The sequence below is a fragment of the Nitrospirota bacterium genome (genome assembly GCA_016195565.1).
In the GTDB taxonomy this organism is placed as follows: domain Bacteria; phylum Nitrospirota; class Thermodesulfovibrionia; order Thermodesulfovibrionales; family UBA1546; genus UBA1546.
Genome location: JACPZK010000032.1, coordinates 59,404 through 77,675 on the forward strand (window position 1 = coordinate 59,404; position 18,272 = coordinate 77,675).

An 18,272-nucleotide genomic window follows, 5' to 3' on the forward strand; every position below is an offset into this window, starting at 1 on the left:
TGGCTTGCAGGGATTTGCACGGCAATCTCTTGAATAAAAAACGAATATCCTTTATGATTAGAGACAATAACGGAGGGGATTTATGGTATCAAAGGAACAGATTGAAGTTGTTCTTGAAAAGGTAAGGGCAGGGCTCAGGTCTGAGGGCGGAGATATGGAGTTTGTGGATATAAAAGATAATGTCATGTATGTAAAGCTGACGGGCGCATGCGGAACCTGTCAGATGTCCACACTTACGATGAAGAACTGGGTGGAGGCAAATATCAAGCGCGAAATCCCTGAGATTACCGCTGTTCAGGCAGTATGACCTTGCCGGGAGGGACAGGTAGATGACAAGGCGCAATTTTATTTTTTCCCTTCTGTCTCTTAAGGTATTTCTTTCCTCATTTTTCTCCTCTAAAAATGCCCACGCCTCTGACCCTGTTGATGTCAAAGATATAAGGCAGTGGTCGTCAAAAGGATACACAAGGGTGGCTGTTGACCTTTCTGCTCCTGTTGAGTTCTCAAGCAAACGAATCTCAAATCCTGACAGGCTTTATTTTGACCTGAAAAACACTAAAATCTCAAAAGAGATAAATACCACGCTTCCTGTCGGAGACGGCATATTAAAGACAGTAAGGGCAGGGCAGTTCAATCAAGATACTGTGAGAGTAGTGCTGGACTTGGAGGAGATAAAAGACTTTAAGGCATTTATCCTTGAAGAACCTGCAAAGCTTATTATTGATGTCTATGGCAATAAGCCAATAAAACCCCATGATGATGTTTTGAACCTAAAGACAATAGTTATTGACGCCGGGCATGGGGGACATGATCCCGGAGCAGTGGGTCCCACCGGTCTTTATGAAAAGGATGTAGTTTTGGATATTGCGTTGAAGCTAAAAGACATTCTTTCAAAAAATAGTAATTTAAAAGTTTTTCTTACAAGGGAAAAGGATGTATTTATTCCGTTAGTGGAAAGGACGGCTTTTGCAAACAGCAAACATGCAGACCTTTTTATATCAATACATACAAATGCAAGCCCGAACAGGAATGCAAGAGGCATCGAAACATATCTCCTTAACTGGACCAACGATGATGAAGCCATAAGGGTCGCGGCAAGAGAGAATCAGATATCATTAAAGAAGATGAAAGAGCAGATGAATAAATATAAAAAGAATGATGTTGATGTAATGCTTAGCAGCCTTGAAAGGGACTATAAAAGAGACAAATCATTAAACCTTGCCGGTTATATTCAAAAGTCAGTTATATCTGTCTTGAGCAAAAAATACGACAATATCCATGATCGCCGTATCAAGAACGCACTTTTTTACGTCCTAATGGGAGCGCAGATGCCTTCTGTTCTTGCGGAGGTTTCATTCATAAGCAATCCTGTTGAGGAGAATTTGCTTTCAAAAGATACTTATAGAGATTATATTGCAAATGCAATGGCTGACGGCGTTAATACCTATGCGGCTGCAATGCCCCCGGATCAGAAAACGGCAAAAAGTCAGAGATTAGTTTTGGCAGGGAAATAACTTTGCCGCCTGAATTCAAGATTATCATATATCTTTCTTTTGTTATTGCTATTTATATAGTTCAGAGCCTGTCAGCCTATATCATTATGCTGGCAGTTATTTCAGTATTTCTTCTTAGAATCCCCTTTAGGTCTCTAAAAAGCGGGTGGCTGCCAATAAGTTTTTTCCTTGCATTTACTTTTCTGAGCAATGTATTTTTTAGCCATGGAAAGATTTTATACAGCATCGGTTCTATGCTAATCACAGAGGAAGGGCTTCGTCTTTCCGCAGTAAGGACACTGCGTATATTTTTTATGGTCGTGGGAGCGAAGATACTTACGGCGACAACGCCACTTGATGTTATGGTGGAAGCTCTCAGGAAGACCCTCAGTCCCCTTGAAAAGATAGGCATGCCTGTGGGCGATTTTTTTTCTGTAATGGGGTTAACCCTTAAGTGTTTTCCAAGGCTTAAGGACTATCTGGCAGAGAATTACAGGAATCATAAGAACAATACTGAATCACAGGGGTTTTGGGGAAGGGTAAATATCGTATCGTCTTTTCTTTTGCCTATGTTTATACAGAGCATACAGTCACCGGAGATGTTCTTTCAGGAGCGGGAAGAGAACCCTGATTTGACAGCATGAATTATGCCACAAATTCGTACTTGATTTTATCATAATTAAGTTTTATCATAAACCATAAAATCGTTTAGTTAAGGAGCGGCCATGCCAGTAATAAAGTCCATTTCAAGCCTGCGCAACCGGACGAGAGATATAGCTTCCCTGTGCCATGAACAGGACGAACCAGTTTATCTCACTACAAACGGCGAGGGCGACCTTGTTGTCATGAGCATTGAGCATTATGAAAGACTCAAGGCAAGAGTAGAACTTTTTGAAAAACTTTCTGATGCTCAAGCCCAGTCTGCCGCGGGAAGCAAGGGATTTACTCATGCTCAAGTCATGAATAAACTTTGTCAACGGTCAAAAAAATCATCCCTTATTCGGCAGAATACCAAGAGACGAAAAACTTAAAGATTTCGGTTATCGTGTAATTATTATCGAGTCTTACCTTGTATTCTACATTGTGCGTGATAAGACTGTTGAGATTCATCAGGTTATTCACGGTTCACGGAATTTGAGCGATATCATATAATTTAATTCAATGCCTAATGGATAAAAAATGTTATCTACCGCTGCGGGTATTTTTTATTTTAAAGAGGCAATCAGGGCACCTTCATTCAAAAAAATACGTGAAGTGGAGCCTGCCTAAAAACTCATAACACAGCGCATTATGTCATGCTGAACTTGTTTCAGCATCTAATGAAATCAATGAGTTATGAGACCCTGAAATAAATTCAGGGTGACAAATTAATAGTTTTTAGACAGGCTCAGTGTCCCTCACCGCCTTTCCACACATAACGGCTGAGCGCAAACGAAACCGATAGGTTTTGTAGTTAGCCGTTTGTGCTCTGTTAGGTGCAGTTGAGGCATCATTTTATTCAGAAAAAAACTGAAAGTTCGTTGAATTTGTTTTACCGCTTAATTTCTTCCATGGCATCAACGTACAATCTTATGATGTCTTCCAAGTTTTCTTTCCAGTAAACGCAACCGTCACTGCTGTAGAAGCTGTTACCGTCGAATTTAGTCTTTGGGCAGTAGCCCATGCAAAATGGAAGGTAACGGCATTCCAGGCATTGCTTGTCATCAAGAGGATTATACTCATCCCACTTTTTGCATTGCCCCATCTTTATCGCATTGCTCGCATGGCCGCACTCCTTACCGTGTTCGCCTATCTCCAATCCGCATTTAAAATAATACCCTCTTGGGTCAAAGGCATAGGTATTTTTTCTCAGTGCACCGCACGCCGCATTTACCGGATATGGGAAATCAAGCAATGGTTTGAGCTGCTTTCGGCCTAATAATTTGAAGGCCATTTTCTGAAACTCAAGACTATGCTTGTAGAATGTGCTTGTACTGACGGTCATGCACCTAAGGTGCCTGTTCGGATTTATCGGACCGACCATAGCCATGTAAGGGGAAAAAACAGTATCACTTTTTCCGAAGAACCCTTCTTCTTTAAAGATTTCAAGAAGCGAAAATGCATAAGGGATATTGTCCATATCGATATTAATACGAACGGAAAGGTCACTCTTACCGATAATCCGTCTCATGTTCTTTAGTATCCTATCAAAGCTGGAACCCTTGTTATTTTTGTAACCACGCCTTTTGTCGTGTATTTCCTTTGGACCGTCAATCGTTACTTGGCATGACTTCACTTTATTTTCCATGAGAAGCTTAACAGCACTGTCATTCAAAAGTGTCCCGTTTGTCGCTATTGTCGCCTCATATTCGCAGTTAAATCGTTTTGCCAGTTTCAAGAAATGGCCGGACAGGTAGGAAATAATTTTCGGCGACAATAGGGGCTCCCCGCCATACCAGTCCACCCTAAGGGATGAGATAGCGCCCTTTTTTAGTTCTTGGCCAACAAACCCAATAATTTGGTTGCACACCTTTTCGGTCATGCTGCCGAAGGACCGAAATTGATAGCAGTACTTGCAAGCAAGATTGCATTCTAGAGTAGGTGCAATAATGAGATGTAATGGTCCGCTTTCCCTGATCCTCCGGAGACGCTTTTTTATGATACTCACTTCATCGAGATCGGCGTTGACCATAAAGCCTCCCTCTTTAAGCGTGGCGAATAAAGGTCGGATCTCAGAAGTTATGGCGGCAAGATTTAGGCGGCCCAGTGAAAGGATATTCTGAGCTATGGGATGTATCCCACTCGGCATCCGAATCAAAGACGAGCGCAGGCCGTTAAACAAAAGCAGATCGCCACACCCAGATTCAGGAATGAAGAAGTTATAACGTGACGGTTTGTAGTATTTTCCCATAGCCCAGTATCTCTTGCGCCTAATCTTGCATCATACTAGGCAGACATTACGGCATCCACAGTAGCGTGCGCGTGCTTTAAGTTTTTTGGCCATCTCAGGGTCAGGCTTCATTATCCAGAGGTCATCAAGGTTTATCTTTGCAAGCTCTGCCTTCGACAACTCACTTAATTTGACCAGTTTAATGCCTTCTTTGGCTAATTCTTTTTTTATCGACTTCTTTCCCTGTTCCATAAAAAACCTCCTCTGTCTCTAAATATTGATTGTTTGAACTTATAAAATCAAGGAAAAACTTACTCACCTTTTATATTACATTTTCACAGCCTCCTTTCTCTTGCCGAAATGAGCACCTGACTCGTTCACAGACGACAATGTTGCCTTTTGTTCAGTTTTGGATGGATAGGCGACAGATGGACTACCCGCCTCCTTTCCCCTCTAAAATCTGGTCTAATGGGTTTCGTATCTTCATAAGAGCCTTATTACTTACCTGGCTATAAATCTCTGTTGTTTTACTGTGATTTGGAATGGTTTTTATTTTTTGCACAAGGGTAGGGTTGTAAGAGAATGCAATTGTTATTCTTCTGTCTGAACTGTCTTTGCTGAGAGTTACCACATTGTTGTCCCCCTCTCGCTATTGAGAAGTATTATATTAAGCAGTCTTAAATCAGTCAATCATATTCTTATCAGGGGAAAAGGGGCGGCAAAGGGTTCTAAGGAATGCCGATGTGATAGAATAACCTGTTGGAGGTTCGGGTGAAAAAAATTGATTTATTGATAAAGAACGGCACTATTTTTGACGGCACAGGCGCAGAGCTTTTTGAGGCGGATATCGGGATTGCCAGAGATAAGATAGCGTTTATAGATAAGAATTCAAAATTCAAAATTCAAAATTCAAAAAAGTTTATAGACGCTAAAGGTCTTGCAGTTGCTCCGGGCTTTATTGATACGCATGCGCATTCTGAGTTTACCCTTCTTGCAGACCCTCGCGCAGAAGGAAAACTGCTTCAGGGCATAACCACAGAGATAAACGGAAACTGCGGGCTTTCTGCGGCCCCGCTTTACGGAGAGGCATTTGAACACCGCGAAAAAGACCTCGCTGAACTCGGAATAAAAGAGCGGTGGTCAACCTTTGAGGAATATTTCAGGATTCTTGAAGGCAGGGGGATTGCTTTAAACTTTGTCACGCTTGCAGGACACGGAAATATCAGAGCATCCGTTATCGGCTATAAAGATACGAAACCAACCGCTTCTGAATTAAAGAAGATGCAGGCTCTATCGCAGAAGGCAATTGACGCCGGAGCAATAGGACTTTCAACAGGCCTGATTTATCCGCCGGGAATCTATTCTGATACTGAAGAGCTGATTGAATTATGCAAATACTTAAACGGGAATTCAAAATTCAAAAATCAAAATTCAAAATTCATTTACACCTCTCACATGAGGAGCGAAGGCAAGGGGCTTATAGAATCAATAAAGGAAATAATCCGCATCGGAAAAGAGGCAAATATCAAAGTTCACATATCGCATATTAAAACAAGCGGGAAAGAAAACTGGCATAAGATAGATGAGGCAATATCTCTGATAAACAGCGCCAGAAAAAGAGGCCTTAAAGTTACGTGCGACAGGTATCCTTACACAGCATCAAGCACAGACCTTGATACGATACTGCCGTCATGGACTTATGAAGGCGGCGCAGAAGAGGAATTAAGACGTTTAAAGAGTCCGTCAGTTCTGGAAAAGATAAAAAAAGAGATACTGCATGGGCATCCGGATAATGATTATTGGAAAAAAGTCAGCATGTCTTCTGTAGCATCACAAAAAAATAAATGGATGGAAGGCAAAACCCTGTCTTATATTTCAAGAAAAATTAATAAAAGTCCGGTTGATGCGCTCTTTAAAATTCTAATTGAGGAAAGGCTGAGGGCCGGCGCAATATTTTCATCTATGAACGAGGACAATCTTAAGAGATTCCTTTCTTTGCCTTATGCAATGATTGGCTCTGACAGTTCTGCAAGAAGCAGGACAGGATTAACCTGTAAAGGCAAGCCGCATCCAAGAGGTTTTGGAAGTTTTCCGAGATTCCTCGGCAGATACGTGAGGGATAATAAGCTAATGAGTATGACAAGCGCTGTTCATAAGATAACAATGCTTCCTGCCAAGACGTTTGGAATAAATGGGAGGGGAGTTCTGAAAAAAGGCGCATTTGCGGATATCGTTGTCTTTGATCCTGAGAGGATAATTGACAGGGCTACTTTTGATAAACCGTTTCTGAAGCCCGGAGGAATTTACTATGTGATTGTGAATGGTTTGACCGAGGTGGCGAAAGGCGAAATTACCGGCGCCACAGCGGGGAAAATCTTGAGGAGTCAGAGCTTTCGCTGAAAAAGTTGTATCGTTGACAAAGATTGCAGCTAAACAATATACTTAATAAATTATTGAGAGTTTAAGGGAGGCTTATAATGGGTGAAGGCATAGTTGAACTCACGACTTCTACATGGGATAAAGAGGTGCTTCAGAGCCATGAAGTGGTTATGGTTGATTTCTGGGCAGTATGGTGCGGGCCTTGCAAAATGATTGCGCCCACAGTTGAAGAGCTGGCTAAGGAGTACGCCGGAAAGGTAAAAGTCGCAAAGCTGAATACAGATGAAAACCCTGATATTGCAAGCAGGTATAAAATAATGGGAATTCCGACAATCATGTTCTTTAAGAACGGCGAGAGAGTAGACCATGTTGTAGGGGCAGTGCCTAAAACACAGCTTAAATCCAAGATAGATTCTTTGCTCAGCGCTTAGTCCCGAGCTGCGCGGGACGGAAAAATCTGATTCATAGAGGAACAAATCAAGTGAAAAGCATTTTTGCGGTTATTGTTATTGCATTTCTGGTGTTTTCTCCGGCAGCATGCAAGAAAAAAGAAGCCGGGGTTGAGGCAATGCCTCCGTCCATAGGGGATATAGCGCCTGACTTTACATCAAAGGATGTGAATGGAAATACGGTAAAGCTCTCTGATTATAAGGACAGGGTTATTCTGATTGAATTCTGGGCTACATGGTGTGCCCCATGCAGAGAACTTACTCCTGTGCTTAATAAGATTTATGAAAAGTATAAGGATAAGGGATTTGTAGTGCTTGCGCTAACACCTGAAGAAAATACAGATACAGTAAAATCCTATGCGAAGGGATATGGGATAACATATCCCGTGCTTATTACTGATATGAAAACAACAAGACGCTATGGCGTAATCAGTATTCCTGCGAGTTTTTTGATAAACAGAGAAGGCGGGGTTGCAGAAAAGCATTTGGGCGTAACCCGGGATATTGCGCAAGAGCTTTCATCCGGGATAGAAAAACTTCTTTAAAGCCATGTTTGACTCACTTACCGAAAAACTCGAATCAATATTCAGGAAACTCAAGGGCAGGGGGCTTCTTAAAGAGGAAGATGTTGACGCCGCATTAAAAGAAGTCCGTCTCGCGCTTCTTGAGGCTGATGTAAATTTCAAGGTTGTAAAAGATTTTATTCTTAAAGTTAAAGAGAAGGCAGTCGGCAAAGAAGTTCTTGAAAGTCTTACTCCCGGGCAGCAGGTCATAAAAATTGTGAATGAGGAACTCTGCGCTCTTTTGGGAGGGACTAACACCCGAATACAGCTTTCTCCAAATCCGCCTACAGTTATTATGATGGTGGGACTTCATGGTTCGGGAAAGACTACAACTTCGGCAAAACTTGCAAGTTTTTTTAAAAAAGAGGGCAGAAGGCCGATGCTTGTTGCCGCTGACCTTCAGCGTCCGGCAGCAATAGACCAGCTTATAACGCTTGGTTCCCAATTAGAAACACCTGTCTTCCACTCAAGGGATATAAAAGACCCTGCGGCGCTCTGCAAAGAATCGTTAAATAAAGCTCTGCTTGAGGCAAGGGACGTATTAATACTTGACACAGCCGGCAGGCTCCACATTGATGACAGCCTCATGGCAGAACTCAGGCGCATAAGAGATGCTGTTTTACCGAAAGAGACTATATTTGTTGCTGATGCAATGACAGGACAAGATGCCGTAAATATAGCAAAGAATTTCAATGAGCAGATTGGCGTTGATGGGATAATACTCACAAAGATGGATGGTGATGCGAGGGGCGGCGCCGCAATCTCTATAAGGGCCATAACAGGTAAGCCGATCAAGTTTATAGGAAGCGGCGAAAAGATTGATATGCTCGAGCCGTTTTATCCTGACAGGATTGCTTCAAGAATCCTCGGGATGGGCGATGTCCTCACTTTCATAGAGCAGGCGCAGAAGACATTTGAACAGAAAGAGGCTGCAAAACTTCAGGAGAAGATTGCATCCGAATCGTTCACCTTTGATGACCTGAAGGAACAGTTAAAGAAAATCCGCAGCATGGGCCCTCTTGAAAATATTCTGAATATGATACCCGGCGCTAATAAGATGAAGGGGCTTGCGGTAGATGACAGGGAACTTGTAAAGGTAGAGGCAGTGATAAACTCCATGACATTAGCTGAAAGAAGAAACCATAACCTTTTGAACGGCAGCAGGAGGAAAAGGATTGCGCTCGGCAGCGGAACCACGGCAGCCGATGTCAATAAGGTAGTTAAGCAATATGTTGAGTTGAAAAAGATGATGAAGATGTTTAAAGGGGGAAAGGGATTTAAGCTGCCTAAGTTTTTGCCTTTCTGATGTTGACAGTTTACACTCTTTCTGATAAGCTTAAAATCCAGTAGAGTTAATTAAAAAGGGGAGGTGAAGTTTTGGTAAAAATCAGGTTAAGAAGATTAGGAGCCCATAAAAAACCCTTCTACAGGGTGGTTGTAGCTGATTCGCGGACAAAAAGAGATGGGCCTTTCATAGAAATTCTTGGAACGTATGATCCGCTCAAAGAGCCTTCTGAAATAAAGATTAATGTGGAGAAGGCAAGGCATTGGTTGCAGCGTGGAGCGCAAACTACCGATGTTACTAAAAAGCTTCTGCAAAGGGCTGGACTGTAATTCTACGAGTCGTGAACAGTCCTAAATTCCTATGGAGGTAGCGAGGATGAAAGAATTGGTTGAGAGAATGGCTAAGGCTCTGGTTGACAAGCCGGAGGATGTTGTAGTTTCAGAGGTTGCGGGCGAGAAAACCACTGTTTTTGAACTTAGAGTTGCACAGACCGACCTCGGTAAGGTCATAGGAAAACAGGGGAAGACAGCGCGTGCAATGAGAACAATACTCAGCGCATCAGGCACTAAAATAGGCAAGCGATGCGTTCTTGAAATATTAGAGTAAGCTATAAAAAAGAAATCTACAGGCTGTGAAAAATGACACAAAGAGAGGGGATATGCCCTCTCTTTTTATTTTTTTCAGCTGAAAAACTTTATGGTAAAACGTCGAAAAGAATACAGCCCGACAGCTCATGGTAAATAAACAAACTCTCCTTTCATTTTTCAGAGAAAAAACAAAAAAGCCTCTTAGTTTTAAGGATATGGTTAATCTCATGGGATTAAGCCGTTCCGAAGCCCACGCATTAAAAAAGGTGCTCAGACGAATGCTTCAGGACGGCGATATCGTGCTCACGAGAAAAGGCCTTTATGTCCCTGTAAGTGATGTTGATCTGACGACAGGTTATTTTGAGGCGCACAAGGAGGGTTACGGTTTTGTAATTACGGAAAAGCCGGGAGAACGTGATATATTCATACCTGCGCGAGCAACCTCCGGAGCAATGGACAATGACAGGGTTGTTGCGAGGATTGAGAACCGGCAAAAGCGGGACGGAACAATAATAAGGATACTTGAAAGGGCTCACGTCAAAGTAGCAGGCAGGCTTGAAATCGAAAATGCCGTATCTTATGTGAGGCCCAAAAACAAATCCATTGCATTTGACCTTTATGTCTCGCCTAATGACAGGGGCAGCGCAAGGAATGGCGATACTGTTGTTGCTGAGATTCTTACGTATCCTGCAGACAGAAAGCCTCCTTCGGGAAGAATTGTAAAAGTAATAGAAAAGCCAGAAGACCCTGCATCCGAGGTTGAGGCTATCATAGATGAATTCAGTATACCGAGGAGATTTCCGAGGGATGTTGCCGAAGAGGCAAAGAGAATTTGGCGTATCTCTACTGTCATTCCGAGCGAAGCGAAGGAATCTCGTTTGAGATTGCTTCGCCCCGACTTTATCGGGACTCGCAATGACAATGTGCAGATGCCTTACGACATCGCTGAAGAGAAAAGAAAAGATTTAAGAGAGCTTCCTACGGTAACAATTGACGGTGAACGCGCAAAGGATTTTGATGACGCAGTTTCCATTAAACTTACAGAACACGGTTATAAGCTCTGGGTGCATATAGCTGATGTCGGATATTATGTTCCATGGGATTCGGATATTGACCTTGAGGCCAGGAAGAGAGGCACAAGCACATATTTCCCGGACAGGGTGATTCCAATGCTACCGAATGAACTGTCCGAGGATCTGTGCAGCCTGAGGCCTGAGGTGGAAAGGCTTGCATTCACGGCAGAGATGGACTTTGGCAGGCATGGCGAAAAACTCAATGCAAAATTTTATCCGAGCCTGATAAAGAGCAACGAGAGGATGACCTATACATCTGTAAGAAAGATTCTTATTGATAATGACAAACACGAGCGCAAAAGATATGACTACCTTTTAAGTGATTTTGAACTTATGGCTGAACTCTGCGGCGTCCTGAGAAAAAAACGGCTTGACAGGGGAAGCCTTGATTTCGACCTTCCGGAGCCTGAAGTCCTGCTTGATATGCAGGGCCGGCCGGAGGCAATAGTAAAGGCTGAGAGAAATTTTGCGCATATAATTATTGAAGAGTTTATGGTTGCGGCAAATGAGGCTGTTGCGGAATATCTTACGGAACTCGAAACTCCGACCCTTTACAGGATACACGAAGAGCCGGACACGCAAAAGATGGAAGGGATTCTAAGATATGTAAAACCTTTGCGCGGCAAGGTACATGGCGCTCGTTACGAGCCGAAAAACTTCTCTGCGCTGCTCAGAGAAGTAAAAGGCCGGCCGGAGGAAGAAATGGTGAATTATATGGTGTTGAGAAGCCTTAAGCAGGCAAGGTATTCTCCCTTGAACGCCGGGCATTTCGGCCTTGCGTCAGGACATTATACACATTTCACATCTCCGATAAGGCGCTATCCGGACCTCGTGGTACACAGGATATTACGAGAAGTTTTGCATAAGAAGCGCATATCAGAAAGAAGAAAGCAGGAACTGGAGACAATGCTGCCTGATATTGCATTCAACTCTTCAAGGACGGAGCGCCTTTCCGGCGAGGCTGAGAATGCGGTTCTTAATGCTATGAGAGTGTGGTTTATGAAAGATAAGGTAGGAGATGAGTTTGAAGGAAGGGTTGTCAATGTCACGCCTTACGGACTGAAGATTAGGCTAAAGGATTTTTATGTTGAAGGTTTTCTCCATGTCTCATATATGACGGATGATTTTTACGAATTCAACGAGCGCACTATGACCCTGTTTGGCAAAAATAAGAAACGCTCCTTCACGATAGGAAAGGAATTAAAAGTGAAGGTTGACAGGGTAGATATGGAAGAGAGGGCGATAATCTTCGGGGTATAGATTATATGAAAGAGTTTATTTTCACACTTGATAAACATTTTGAGCAGATACCGGAAGTGAAGATTTACCGTTGAGAGGGTCACAGTATCTTCCGATGAATGAGCATACCAATAGCAAGAGCGATATCTGTTCCCACTAAGATGACTACTATAAGAAAGATAGCAAATCTTCCACGGAGAGCTGGCCATTTCGGAGGAGGAATCAATGGAAAAGAGTTCCCGATTTGTTCCGCGATTTCGTCACGCACTTGTTGATCACGCTTCATAACAAAGAAAATCAGCACTGTGAGCATGACGCCGAGCGCCAGAATTCCACACCAGACAAAGTAATCATACTTCCTTAGGCTATAGGTGGCACCCAGAACTGCGCCCTGCACAGCTACAATTGTCTGAACCCGACTCCACATCAAGCGATCTTGATGTAAGTAAAATGCTATCAGACTGCTATAAATTTGCTCTTTTCCGATTGACATAGTTATTTTATAATTTTTATAGAAAATCCAAGAAACGCCTCGTATGCCCTAAATGCTCCCCAAATGAAACACCCATAGGAGGCTATGTTCAATAGAATTGTCAGAATGTTAAACGCGTGTCCAGCTATTCTCTTCCACGGCTGTGAATGGGCATAGAACCACTGACATAGATAAGTAGCCCCTGATGCAATAGTGCTGGCCAGCACGCCCGCGACGAAGATTACCATGGTCGATGCAAAGATAGCAATTTTGTCCTGATGCTGATCCGAGAGTTTGCCGAGGAAGGCGAGTAGAGCGACAGTGGCTCCGCCGTTCATCAAAAACGCTGTCTTAAGTGCATTCTGCCCAGTGAGGATCACTGACCGGAACATCTCTATATTCTGAGCTTGAACGGCTTCATTCTGTTTTACCCAAATTTGAAGCTCTGCCTTGTACTTTTCCATTTGTGCCGGGGCGATTTCTTCCTCAGTCGAGTTTATGACTTGATCGAGGTAGGCGATGAGATTATTGCACTTTATCTCAGAAATGCCTTGCTCATCTCTGATAGAACGGATAGTATCTCTCATCTCAGTGGCAAATCTCTTAGTAGTCATGGTCATCGCTCACACATAACATATAATATACAAACTAGTTATCTATACAACCCTTCAAATTCGGAAATTGCCGCAATACCTATCTCTCCCTGTGAGCTGTCTTTTAAATTTTTCCACTTAATCATGCCTGATTTTAATTCATCATCGCCGATTATAAAGACATAGCTTGCACCGAGTTTGTCTGCCCTTCTTAACTGGCTTTTCAAAGATGCGTTGTCATAACCAAGTTCAGCCTGAATGCCTTTAGAGCGCAGCTTTTCTGCAATCAATAATCCTTGGTCACTCGCATCCTTGCCGATAGTGGCGATAAACACCTTTGGCGCAGAGATGCAAAAATCAGAATTCAGCGCCTTAAGTATTTCAACAAGCCTTTCCATGCCGATTGCAAAGCCTATCGCAGGCGTAGCAGGCCCTCCGAACTCCTCAACAAGCCTGTCATATCTTCCTCCTGCCGCAACTGTTTTCTGGGCGCCGAGATGTCCGCTTGTTATTTCAAATGTTGTCCTTGTGTAATAATCAAGCCCCCTGACCATGTCGGAATTGATAATGTAAGAAATATTAAGGCTGTTCAGGAGAGATAGGAATTCCTCAAAATGTGATTTGCATTCTCCGCACAGATAATCCGTTATTTTCGGCGAGCCTTTTCTCAGTTCAGCGCAGGCGCTGTTTTTGCAGTCAAGGATACGCAGAGGGTTATTGCTGTACCTTCTGTTGCAGTCCGGGCAGAGGCCTGCAACCTTGCCGGAGAAAAAGCTTACGAGAGCTTTTTTATAATCAGGCCTGCATTTTTCACAGCCTATGGAATTAACCTCAAACTTAAGCTCTCTCAGCTGAAGCCTTTCAAGAAAGAGCTTTAGCATGGATATAATCTCCGCATCAAGTTTTGGCTCGGCTGCTCCGAAGGCCTCAACGCCAATCTGATAGAACTGCCTGAATCTCCCTTTCTGCGGCCTTTCATATCTGAACATAGGGCCTGAATAAAAGAACTTCTGTGGAGAGGGCAGGTTATAGAGATGGTTTTCTATGTAACTCCTCACAACAGGCGCTGTGCCCTCAGGCCTCAGCGTGATGCTCCTGTCAGCCCTGTCAGGAAACGTATACATCTCTTTTTCAACAATGTCTGTGGTCTCTCCGATGCTTCTTACAAATATATCCGTTGACTCTATTATCGGGACGCGGATCTCCTGAAATCCGTACGCTGAAAATATTTCCTTTGCTGTTGATTCAGCCTTCTGCCAGATATATATGTCAGGCGGGAGTATGTCATGGACGCCCTTCAGGGCGCTGTATTTCATTTTCTTTTCCTCATTGCGCTGCTTTTATGCTTCCTACTGGGATGTTTCTCCTTCTCTTTCCTTGTCAAATTCAAGCATCTTCAGGTGGCCATCTATCAGTCTCTTTAATTCCTCTTTAAAGTGGCGTCTTATCCCTTTAAGGTCAACTATATCTTCGTGTATTTTAATAACTTTTTCCTGAGCCTCCTTAAACATAGTCTCTGTGCGTATTTCTGCCTCTCTTACCAGCAGTTCCGCCTCTTTCCTTGCGTTTGTCTTGTAGTCTTCAACCATGTTCTGTGCTGTCATGAGCGTTTCTCTAAGTGTGGACTCCATGTCCTTAAAATCTTTTATCTGGCTCTCAGCCCTTTGTACGGCCTCCTTAAGAGAGGCGTTTTCCCTGAGAATATCCTCCATCTCCTCTCTGACGACTTCAAGAAATGCATAGACCTCTTCAACGTCAAATCCCCTGAACTTCATCGGGAACTGTTTTTGCTGGATGTCAAGCGGTGTAATTCTCATATCAGCCACCTCCTAATTTATAGCCAAGTTTTATTAAAGACTTTATCAGAAATAACTGCGTAAATATAATAACAAGAATTACTATCAAAGGTGAAATATCTATGGGGCCAAGCCGGTAACCGATAATGCTCCTTATGAGCCTGAACGCAGGTTCTGTAACCGCATGGAGAAGCCTTACAATCGGATTGTAGGGGTCAGGATTCACCCAGCTTATCAACGCTGCAATTATTACAACCCATTTATAAACCTCAAGGACAATATCAAGTATTTTTGCAACTGCAATAATTAAATCACCGATGATAAACATTATTCCTTTCTCCTCGCAGAGTCGAGTCTCAGACCGAGCTCCTCTGCTCTTTTTGCCGCGGCATCTATAGCGCTTAAAACAATATTCTTAAATCCCTTTTCCTCAAACACTTTCAATCCTGCTGCTGTTGTGCCTCCGGGAGATGTCACCATTTCCCTGAGTTTTTCAGGCGGCAGGCCTGTTTCAAGAAGCCTTACCGTGCCGAGCAGCGTCTGTATTGCAAGTTCAGATGCATTCTCTTTGCTCAACCCGGATTTTATTCCGCCTTCAACCATTGCCTCAATGAAAAAAGCTATGAATGCAGGCCCGCTTCCTGAGAGCGCTGTTACCGCGTTCATATACTTTTCAGGCAGTGTGAGCACCTTCCCTATTGACATGAATATTTCCCTTACAGGATTGATGTCTTTTTCCGAGAAACATTCGCATAGAGACATGACAGACATAGCCTCCTGCACAAGGGCAGGGGTGTTTGGCATCACTCTGATTAATTTTTTTGTATTCAGCTTTGATTGAAGATATGAAAGTGTTATGCCGGCTGCAATGGAGACAACTGTTTTATCATTCGTTACAGCGCTATTTATATCCTCAAGAATCTGCCCCATAATTTGAGGCTTTACCGCAAGGATTATCATATTGCATGAGGAGGCAACTTCTTTATTGGAATTAGTTGTTTTCACGCCATAAGTCTGCTCAAGGTATTTTCTTCTTTCTTCCCCCGGTTCTGATACAAATATATCTTGAATCTTGAATCTTGAATCTTGAATCATTCCTTTAATTAGTGCTTCTGCCATGTTGCCGCCGCCGATAAACCCCGTCATTGTGCCTCCTTGTGACAGTACTTTCTTTCCCCAAAAATCGCTGTCCCTATCCTTACCATTGTAGCCCCTTCCTCTATTGCGACCTCAAAATCATTTGTCATGCCCATGGACAGCTCCGGAAGATTAAATCCCATAATCTCTGCCTTATCCCTCAGCGCTCTCAGCTCGCTAAAATACGGCCTTGCATTTTCAGGGTTTTCAAAGAAAGGCGGGATTGTCATGAGCCCCTCAATCCTCAGATTTTTCATTTCGCTGATTTCCCTGACTAATTCAAATAAATTATCATTTAGTATCCCATATTTACTTATCTCATCTGAAAGCTTTACTTGAAGCAATATTTTCTGTATTTTTCCTGCTTTTTCAGCATGTTTGTCTGTGGCCTCAGCGAGTTCAAGCGAGTCAACAGAATGAATCATTTCAAAGAGTTCAACCGCTGTCTTTGCCTTATTCTTTTGAAGATGGCCTATTAAATGCCATCGAATGTCTGCATCTTGAATCTTGAATCTTGAATTTTGAATCTTCTCTCTTGCTTCCTGCACTTTGCTTTCTCCAAATATCCTTAACCCTGCATCTATCGCTTCTTTTATCTGTTGTATGCTTATCGTTTTTGTTACGGCAATAAGCCTTATATCTTCAGGCCTTCTTCCGGCTCTAATCGCCGCATGAGAAATTCGCCCGCATATAATTCTTATATTTTCAAAAATTTGAGCGCCAGTCATATTGACATTGATGTTTACAAGTGTATTATATTTGATAATGTCAAAGCAAGAGATTGAAGAGCTGGGAAGCAGTATCGGGTATTGTTTTACTGACAAGGGGCTTCTTTTAGAGGCTGTCACCCATAAGTCATTTCATCACGAAAATCCTGACTCGGCGTCCTCTTATAATGAGAGGCTTGAATTCCTGGGAGACTCGGTTCTGGGGCTTGTGGTTGTGGAATATTTGTTTAAGCTTGAAAAGTATTATTCCGAGGCAATAATGTCAAAAATAAAATCATATATTGTGAAAGAGGCAGTTCTGTCCGACGCTGCAGAGAGCATATCGCTTGGGGCATACCTCAGACTGGGGAGGGGTGAGAAGGAAACCGGAGGCAGAGAGAAGAAATCCATACTTGCAGACGCCATGGAGGCAGTATTTGGCGCTGTGTATATTGACGGAGGCTATGAGCGCGCGAGGAATGCGGTATTAAGGCTTTTGCAGCATAAGATTGATACAGCAGTATCATCAGAGCAGTTTTTTGATTATAAAACAGACCTTCAGGAAGAAAGTCAGGTAAGGTTCGGGATTCTGCCGCGCTATATGACAGTGAAACAGGAAGGCGAAGAGCACAAGAAAATTTTTACAGTTGAAGTTTATATCAAGGGAGACAGGTTTGGCAGAGGCAGCGGCAGGAGTAAAAAAGAGGCTGAGACCCTTGCTGCAAAAGAGGCATTATTAAAGATAAAGTCATCAGGGCAATAAAATCTGAACAAGTAGCTTGTCATTGCGAGGGACAAAGTCCCGAAGCAATCTTAAGACAGATTCGGAACAGGCTCTCATAGACAGATTGCCGCGCTGCGCTCGCAATGACACAATAGGAAAAAGGAGAAATTATGGAAGCCATTGAATGCATCAAAACAAGAATGAGTATCAGGAAGTTCAAGCCAGAGCCTGTGCCGAGGAATATACTGACCGAGATAATTAATACTGCGCAATGGAGCCCTTCATATAAAAACAGCCAGCCGTGGGAGGTTGTGATTGTATCAGGGAAAAAGAAGGAAAAATTATCCGCTCTTCTCGTCAGGCTTCTTGAAGAAGGTAAGGCACCTCAGCCTGACATTCCAGAGGCAGTATCGTGGCCTTCAGACATAGCGGAGAGAATCAACGAGACCATGAAAGAAAGGGGCGCTTTGCTTGGCATAGATTTAAACAGCCCTGATATAAAGAAAAAATCCAAGGCTGCTAATTTTCGTTTTTACGGCGCGCCGCATGGAATCTTCCTTTTCCAAGATTCATCTCTCAATGCATGGTCTATATTTGATGCATGGCTTTTTGCCCAGAGCCTCATGCTTGCAGCCCGCTCACACGGCATTGGCACAGTGCCTCAGGCGTTTCTTACTGACTATTCGTCCGAAATAAAGCAATTTCTCGGAATCCCTAACACAAAGAGGCTTGTCCTCGGCGTCTCAATCGGCTATCCTGATATGGAGAATCCGATTAACACTTACAGAACTACGAGAGTGGATACAGGCAAGATACTCAGGTGGGTTGAGTGATTAGGTTAATATTAATTTACAAACCGATAAAAATCATATATATTAAAACTATTCGGGACGGTCGGAGGAAGAC

24 protein-coding genes are annotated in these 18,272 nt (G+C 43.0%); 14 read left to right on the plus strand and 10 right to left on the minus strand.

Annotated elements, in window-relative coordinates; translation table 11 throughout:
* Positions 1-82 precede the first annotated feature (82 nt).
* The 5 genes from HY035_11490 to HY035_11510 all read left to right on the plus strand — a co-directional run bounded on the left by HY035_11490 (position 83) and on the right by HY035_11510 (position 2,645).
* Positions 83-307: a NifU family protein gene (locus tag HY035_11490; protein MBI3379005.1), complete on the plus strand. Its 225-nt coding sequence runs from the start codon at positions 83-85 to the stop codon at positions 305-307.
* Positions 308-329: 22 nt separating this feature from the next.
* Positions 330-1,514, plus strand: coding sequence for an N-acetylmuramoyl-L-alanine amidase (locus HY035_11495; GenBank protein MBI3379006.1), 1,185 nt, complete (start codon positions 330-332; stop codon positions 1,512-1,514).
* A gap of 2 nt (positions 1,515-1,516) precedes the next feature.
* Complete coding sequence (locus tag HY035_11500) at positions 1,517-2,137, plus strand: hypothetical protein (protein ID MBI3379007.1); 621 nt, start codon at positions 1,517-1,519, stop codon at positions 2,135-2,137.
* Positions 2,138-2,218: 81 nt separating this feature from the next.
* The gene (locus HY035_11505; GenBank protein ID MBI3379008.1) at positions 2,219-2,524 is read left to right on the plus strand and encodes a type II toxin-antitoxin system Phd/YefM family antitoxin; all 306 of its coding nucleotides are present in this window, start codon (positions 2,219-2,221) and stop codon (positions 2,522-2,524) included.
* The gene (locus HY035_11510; protein ID MBI3379009.1) at positions 2,457-2,645 is read left to right on the plus strand and encodes a type II toxin-antitoxin system RelE/ParE family toxin; all 189 of its coding nucleotides are present in this window, start codon (positions 2,457-2,459) and stop codon (positions 2,643-2,645) included. The genes HY035_11505 and HY035_11510 overlap by 68 nt, the downstream gene beginning before the upstream one ends.
* Positions 2,646-3,024: 379 nt before the next feature.
* On the opposite strand, the gene HY035_11515 is transcribed toward HY035_11510, so the two are convergent.
* The 3 genes from HY035_11515 to HY035_11525 form a co-directional block, all read right to left on the minus strand.
* Positions 3,025-4,383, minus strand: coding sequence for a radical SAM protein (locus HY035_11515; protein MBI3379010.1), 1,359 nt, complete (start codon positions 4,381-4,383; stop codon positions 3,025-3,027).
* A gap of 30 nt (positions 4,384-4,413) precedes the next feature.
* Positions 4,414-4,614, minus strand: coding sequence for a hypothetical protein (locus HY035_11520; GenBank protein ID MBI3379011.1), 201 nt, complete (start codon positions 4,612-4,614; stop codon positions 4,414-4,416).
* 181 nt (positions 4,615-4,795) lie between these two features.
* Complete coding sequence (locus HY035_11525; protein ID MBI3379012.1) at positions 4,796-4,993, minus strand: hypothetical protein; 198 nt, start codon at positions 4,991-4,993, stop codon at positions 4,796-4,798.
* 140 nt (positions 4,994-5,133) lie between these two features.
* Between HY035_11525 and HY035_11530 the strand changes: the two genes are divergently transcribed.
* The 7 genes from HY035_11530 to rnr all read left to right on the plus strand — a co-directional run bounded on the left by HY035_11530 (position 5,134) and on the right by rnr (position 11,958).
* Positions 5,134-6,762: a D-aminoacylase gene (locus tag HY035_11530; GenBank protein MBI3379013.1), complete on the plus strand. Its 1,629-nt coding sequence runs from the start codon at positions 5,134-5,136 to the stop codon at positions 6,760-6,762.
* A gap of 77 nt (positions 6,763-6,839) precedes the next feature.
* The gene (gene trxA / locus HY035_11535; protein ID MBI3379014.1) at positions 6,840-7,172 is read left to right on the plus strand and encodes a thioredoxin; all 333 of its coding nucleotides are present in this window, start codon (positions 6,840-6,842) and stop codon (positions 7,170-7,172) included.
* Between the two features lie 50 nt (positions 7,173-7,222).
* Positions 7,223-7,735, plus strand: coding sequence for a TlpA family protein disulfide reductase (locus HY035_11540; protein ID MBI3379015.1), 513 nt, complete (start codon positions 7,223-7,225; stop codon positions 7,733-7,735).
* A 4-nt stretch (positions 7,736-7,739) separates the two neighbouring features.
* Positions 7,740-9,059, plus strand: coding sequence for a signal recognition particle protein (ffh, locus tag HY035_11545; protein MBI3379016.1), 1,320 nt, complete (start codon positions 7,740-7,742; stop codon positions 9,057-9,059).
* Positions 9,060-9,130: 71 nt separating this feature from the next.
* Positions 9,131-9,367, plus strand: coding sequence for a 30S ribosomal protein S16 (gene rpsP, locus HY035_11550; GenBank protein MBI3379017.1), 237 nt, complete (start codon positions 9,131-9,133; stop codon positions 9,365-9,367).
* Between the two features lie 46 nt (positions 9,368-9,413).
* Positions 9,414-9,644: a KH domain-containing protein gene (locus HY035_11555; GenBank protein MBI3379018.1), complete on the plus strand. Its 231-nt coding sequence runs from the start codon at positions 9,414-9,416 to the stop codon at positions 9,642-9,644.
* Positions 9,645-9,771: 127 nt separating this feature from the next.
* Positions 9,772-11,958 (plus strand): ribonuclease R, encoded by a 2,187-nt coding sequence (gene rnr, locus HY035_11560; GenBank protein ID MBI3379019.1) that lies wholly within the window; start codon positions 9,772-9,774, stop codon positions 11,956-11,958.
* Positions 11,959-12,037: 79 nt separating this feature from the next.
* Here rnr and HY035_11565 read toward each other — a convergent pair whose 3' ends face one another.
* From HY035_11565 to HY035_11595, 7 genes are read right to left on the minus strand one after another with little or no spacing between them, the layout of a single operon-like run.
* Complete coding sequence (locus tag HY035_11565) at positions 12,038-12,430, minus strand: hypothetical protein (protein ID MBI3379020.1); 393 nt, start codon at positions 12,428-12,430, stop codon at positions 12,038-12,040.
* A 2-nt stretch (positions 12,431-12,432) separates the two neighbouring features.
* Positions 12,433-13,023 carry a hypothetical protein gene (locus tag HY035_11570; GenBank protein ID MBI3379021.1) on the minus strand — a complete coding sequence of 197 codons (591 nt, stop codon included), beginning with the start codon at positions 13,021-13,023 and terminating at the stop codon, positions 12,433-12,435.
* Positions 13,024-13,061: 38 nt separating this feature from the next.
* A complete protein-coding gene (locus HY035_11575; GenBank protein MBI3379022.1) occupies positions 13,062-14,318 on the minus strand; it encodes a histidine--tRNA ligase in 1,257 nt (418 codons plus the stop codon).
* Positions 14,319-14,351: 33 nt separating this feature from the next.
* On the minus strand, positions 14,352-14,819 hold the full coding sequence (locus tag HY035_11580; GenBank protein MBI3379023.1) for a DivIVA domain-containing protein: 468 nt from the start codon (positions 14,817-14,819) through the stop codon (positions 14,352-14,354).
* 1 nt (position 14,820) lies between these two features.
* A complete protein-coding gene (locus HY035_11585; protein ID MBI3379024.1) occupies positions 14,821-15,126 on the minus strand; it encodes a YggT family protein in 306 nt (101 codons plus the stop codon).
* Positions 15,126-15,944: a pyrroline-5-carboxylate reductase gene (gene proC / locus HY035_11590; GenBank protein MBI3379025.1), complete on the minus strand. Its 819-nt coding sequence runs from the start codon at positions 15,942-15,944 to the stop codon at positions 15,126-15,128. Before proC ends, HY035_11585 begins: the two co-directional genes overlap by 1 nt.
* Positions 15,941-16,663, minus strand: coding sequence for a YggS family pyridoxal phosphate-dependent enzyme (locus tag HY035_11595; protein ID MBI3379026.1), 723 nt, complete (start codon positions 16,661-16,663; stop codon positions 15,941-15,943). Before HY035_11595 ends, proC begins: the two co-directional genes overlap by 4 nt.
* A gap of 37 nt (positions 16,664-16,700) precedes the next feature.
* Between HY035_11595 and rnc the strand changes: the two genes are divergently transcribed.
* Together rnc and HY035_11605 are read left to right on the plus strand one after the other, a co-directional pair.
* Entirely contained in the window at positions 16,701-17,405 is a 705-nt protein-coding gene (gene rnc, locus HY035_11600; protein MBI3379027.1) for a ribonuclease III, read from the plus strand.
* Between the two features lie 131 nt (positions 17,406-17,536).
* The gene (locus tag HY035_11605; protein MBI3379028.1) at positions 17,537-18,199 is read left to right on the plus strand and encodes a nitroreductase; all 663 of its coding nucleotides are present in this window, start codon (positions 17,537-17,539) and stop codon (positions 18,197-18,199) included.
* Positions 18,200-18,272: the final 73 nt, after the last annotated feature.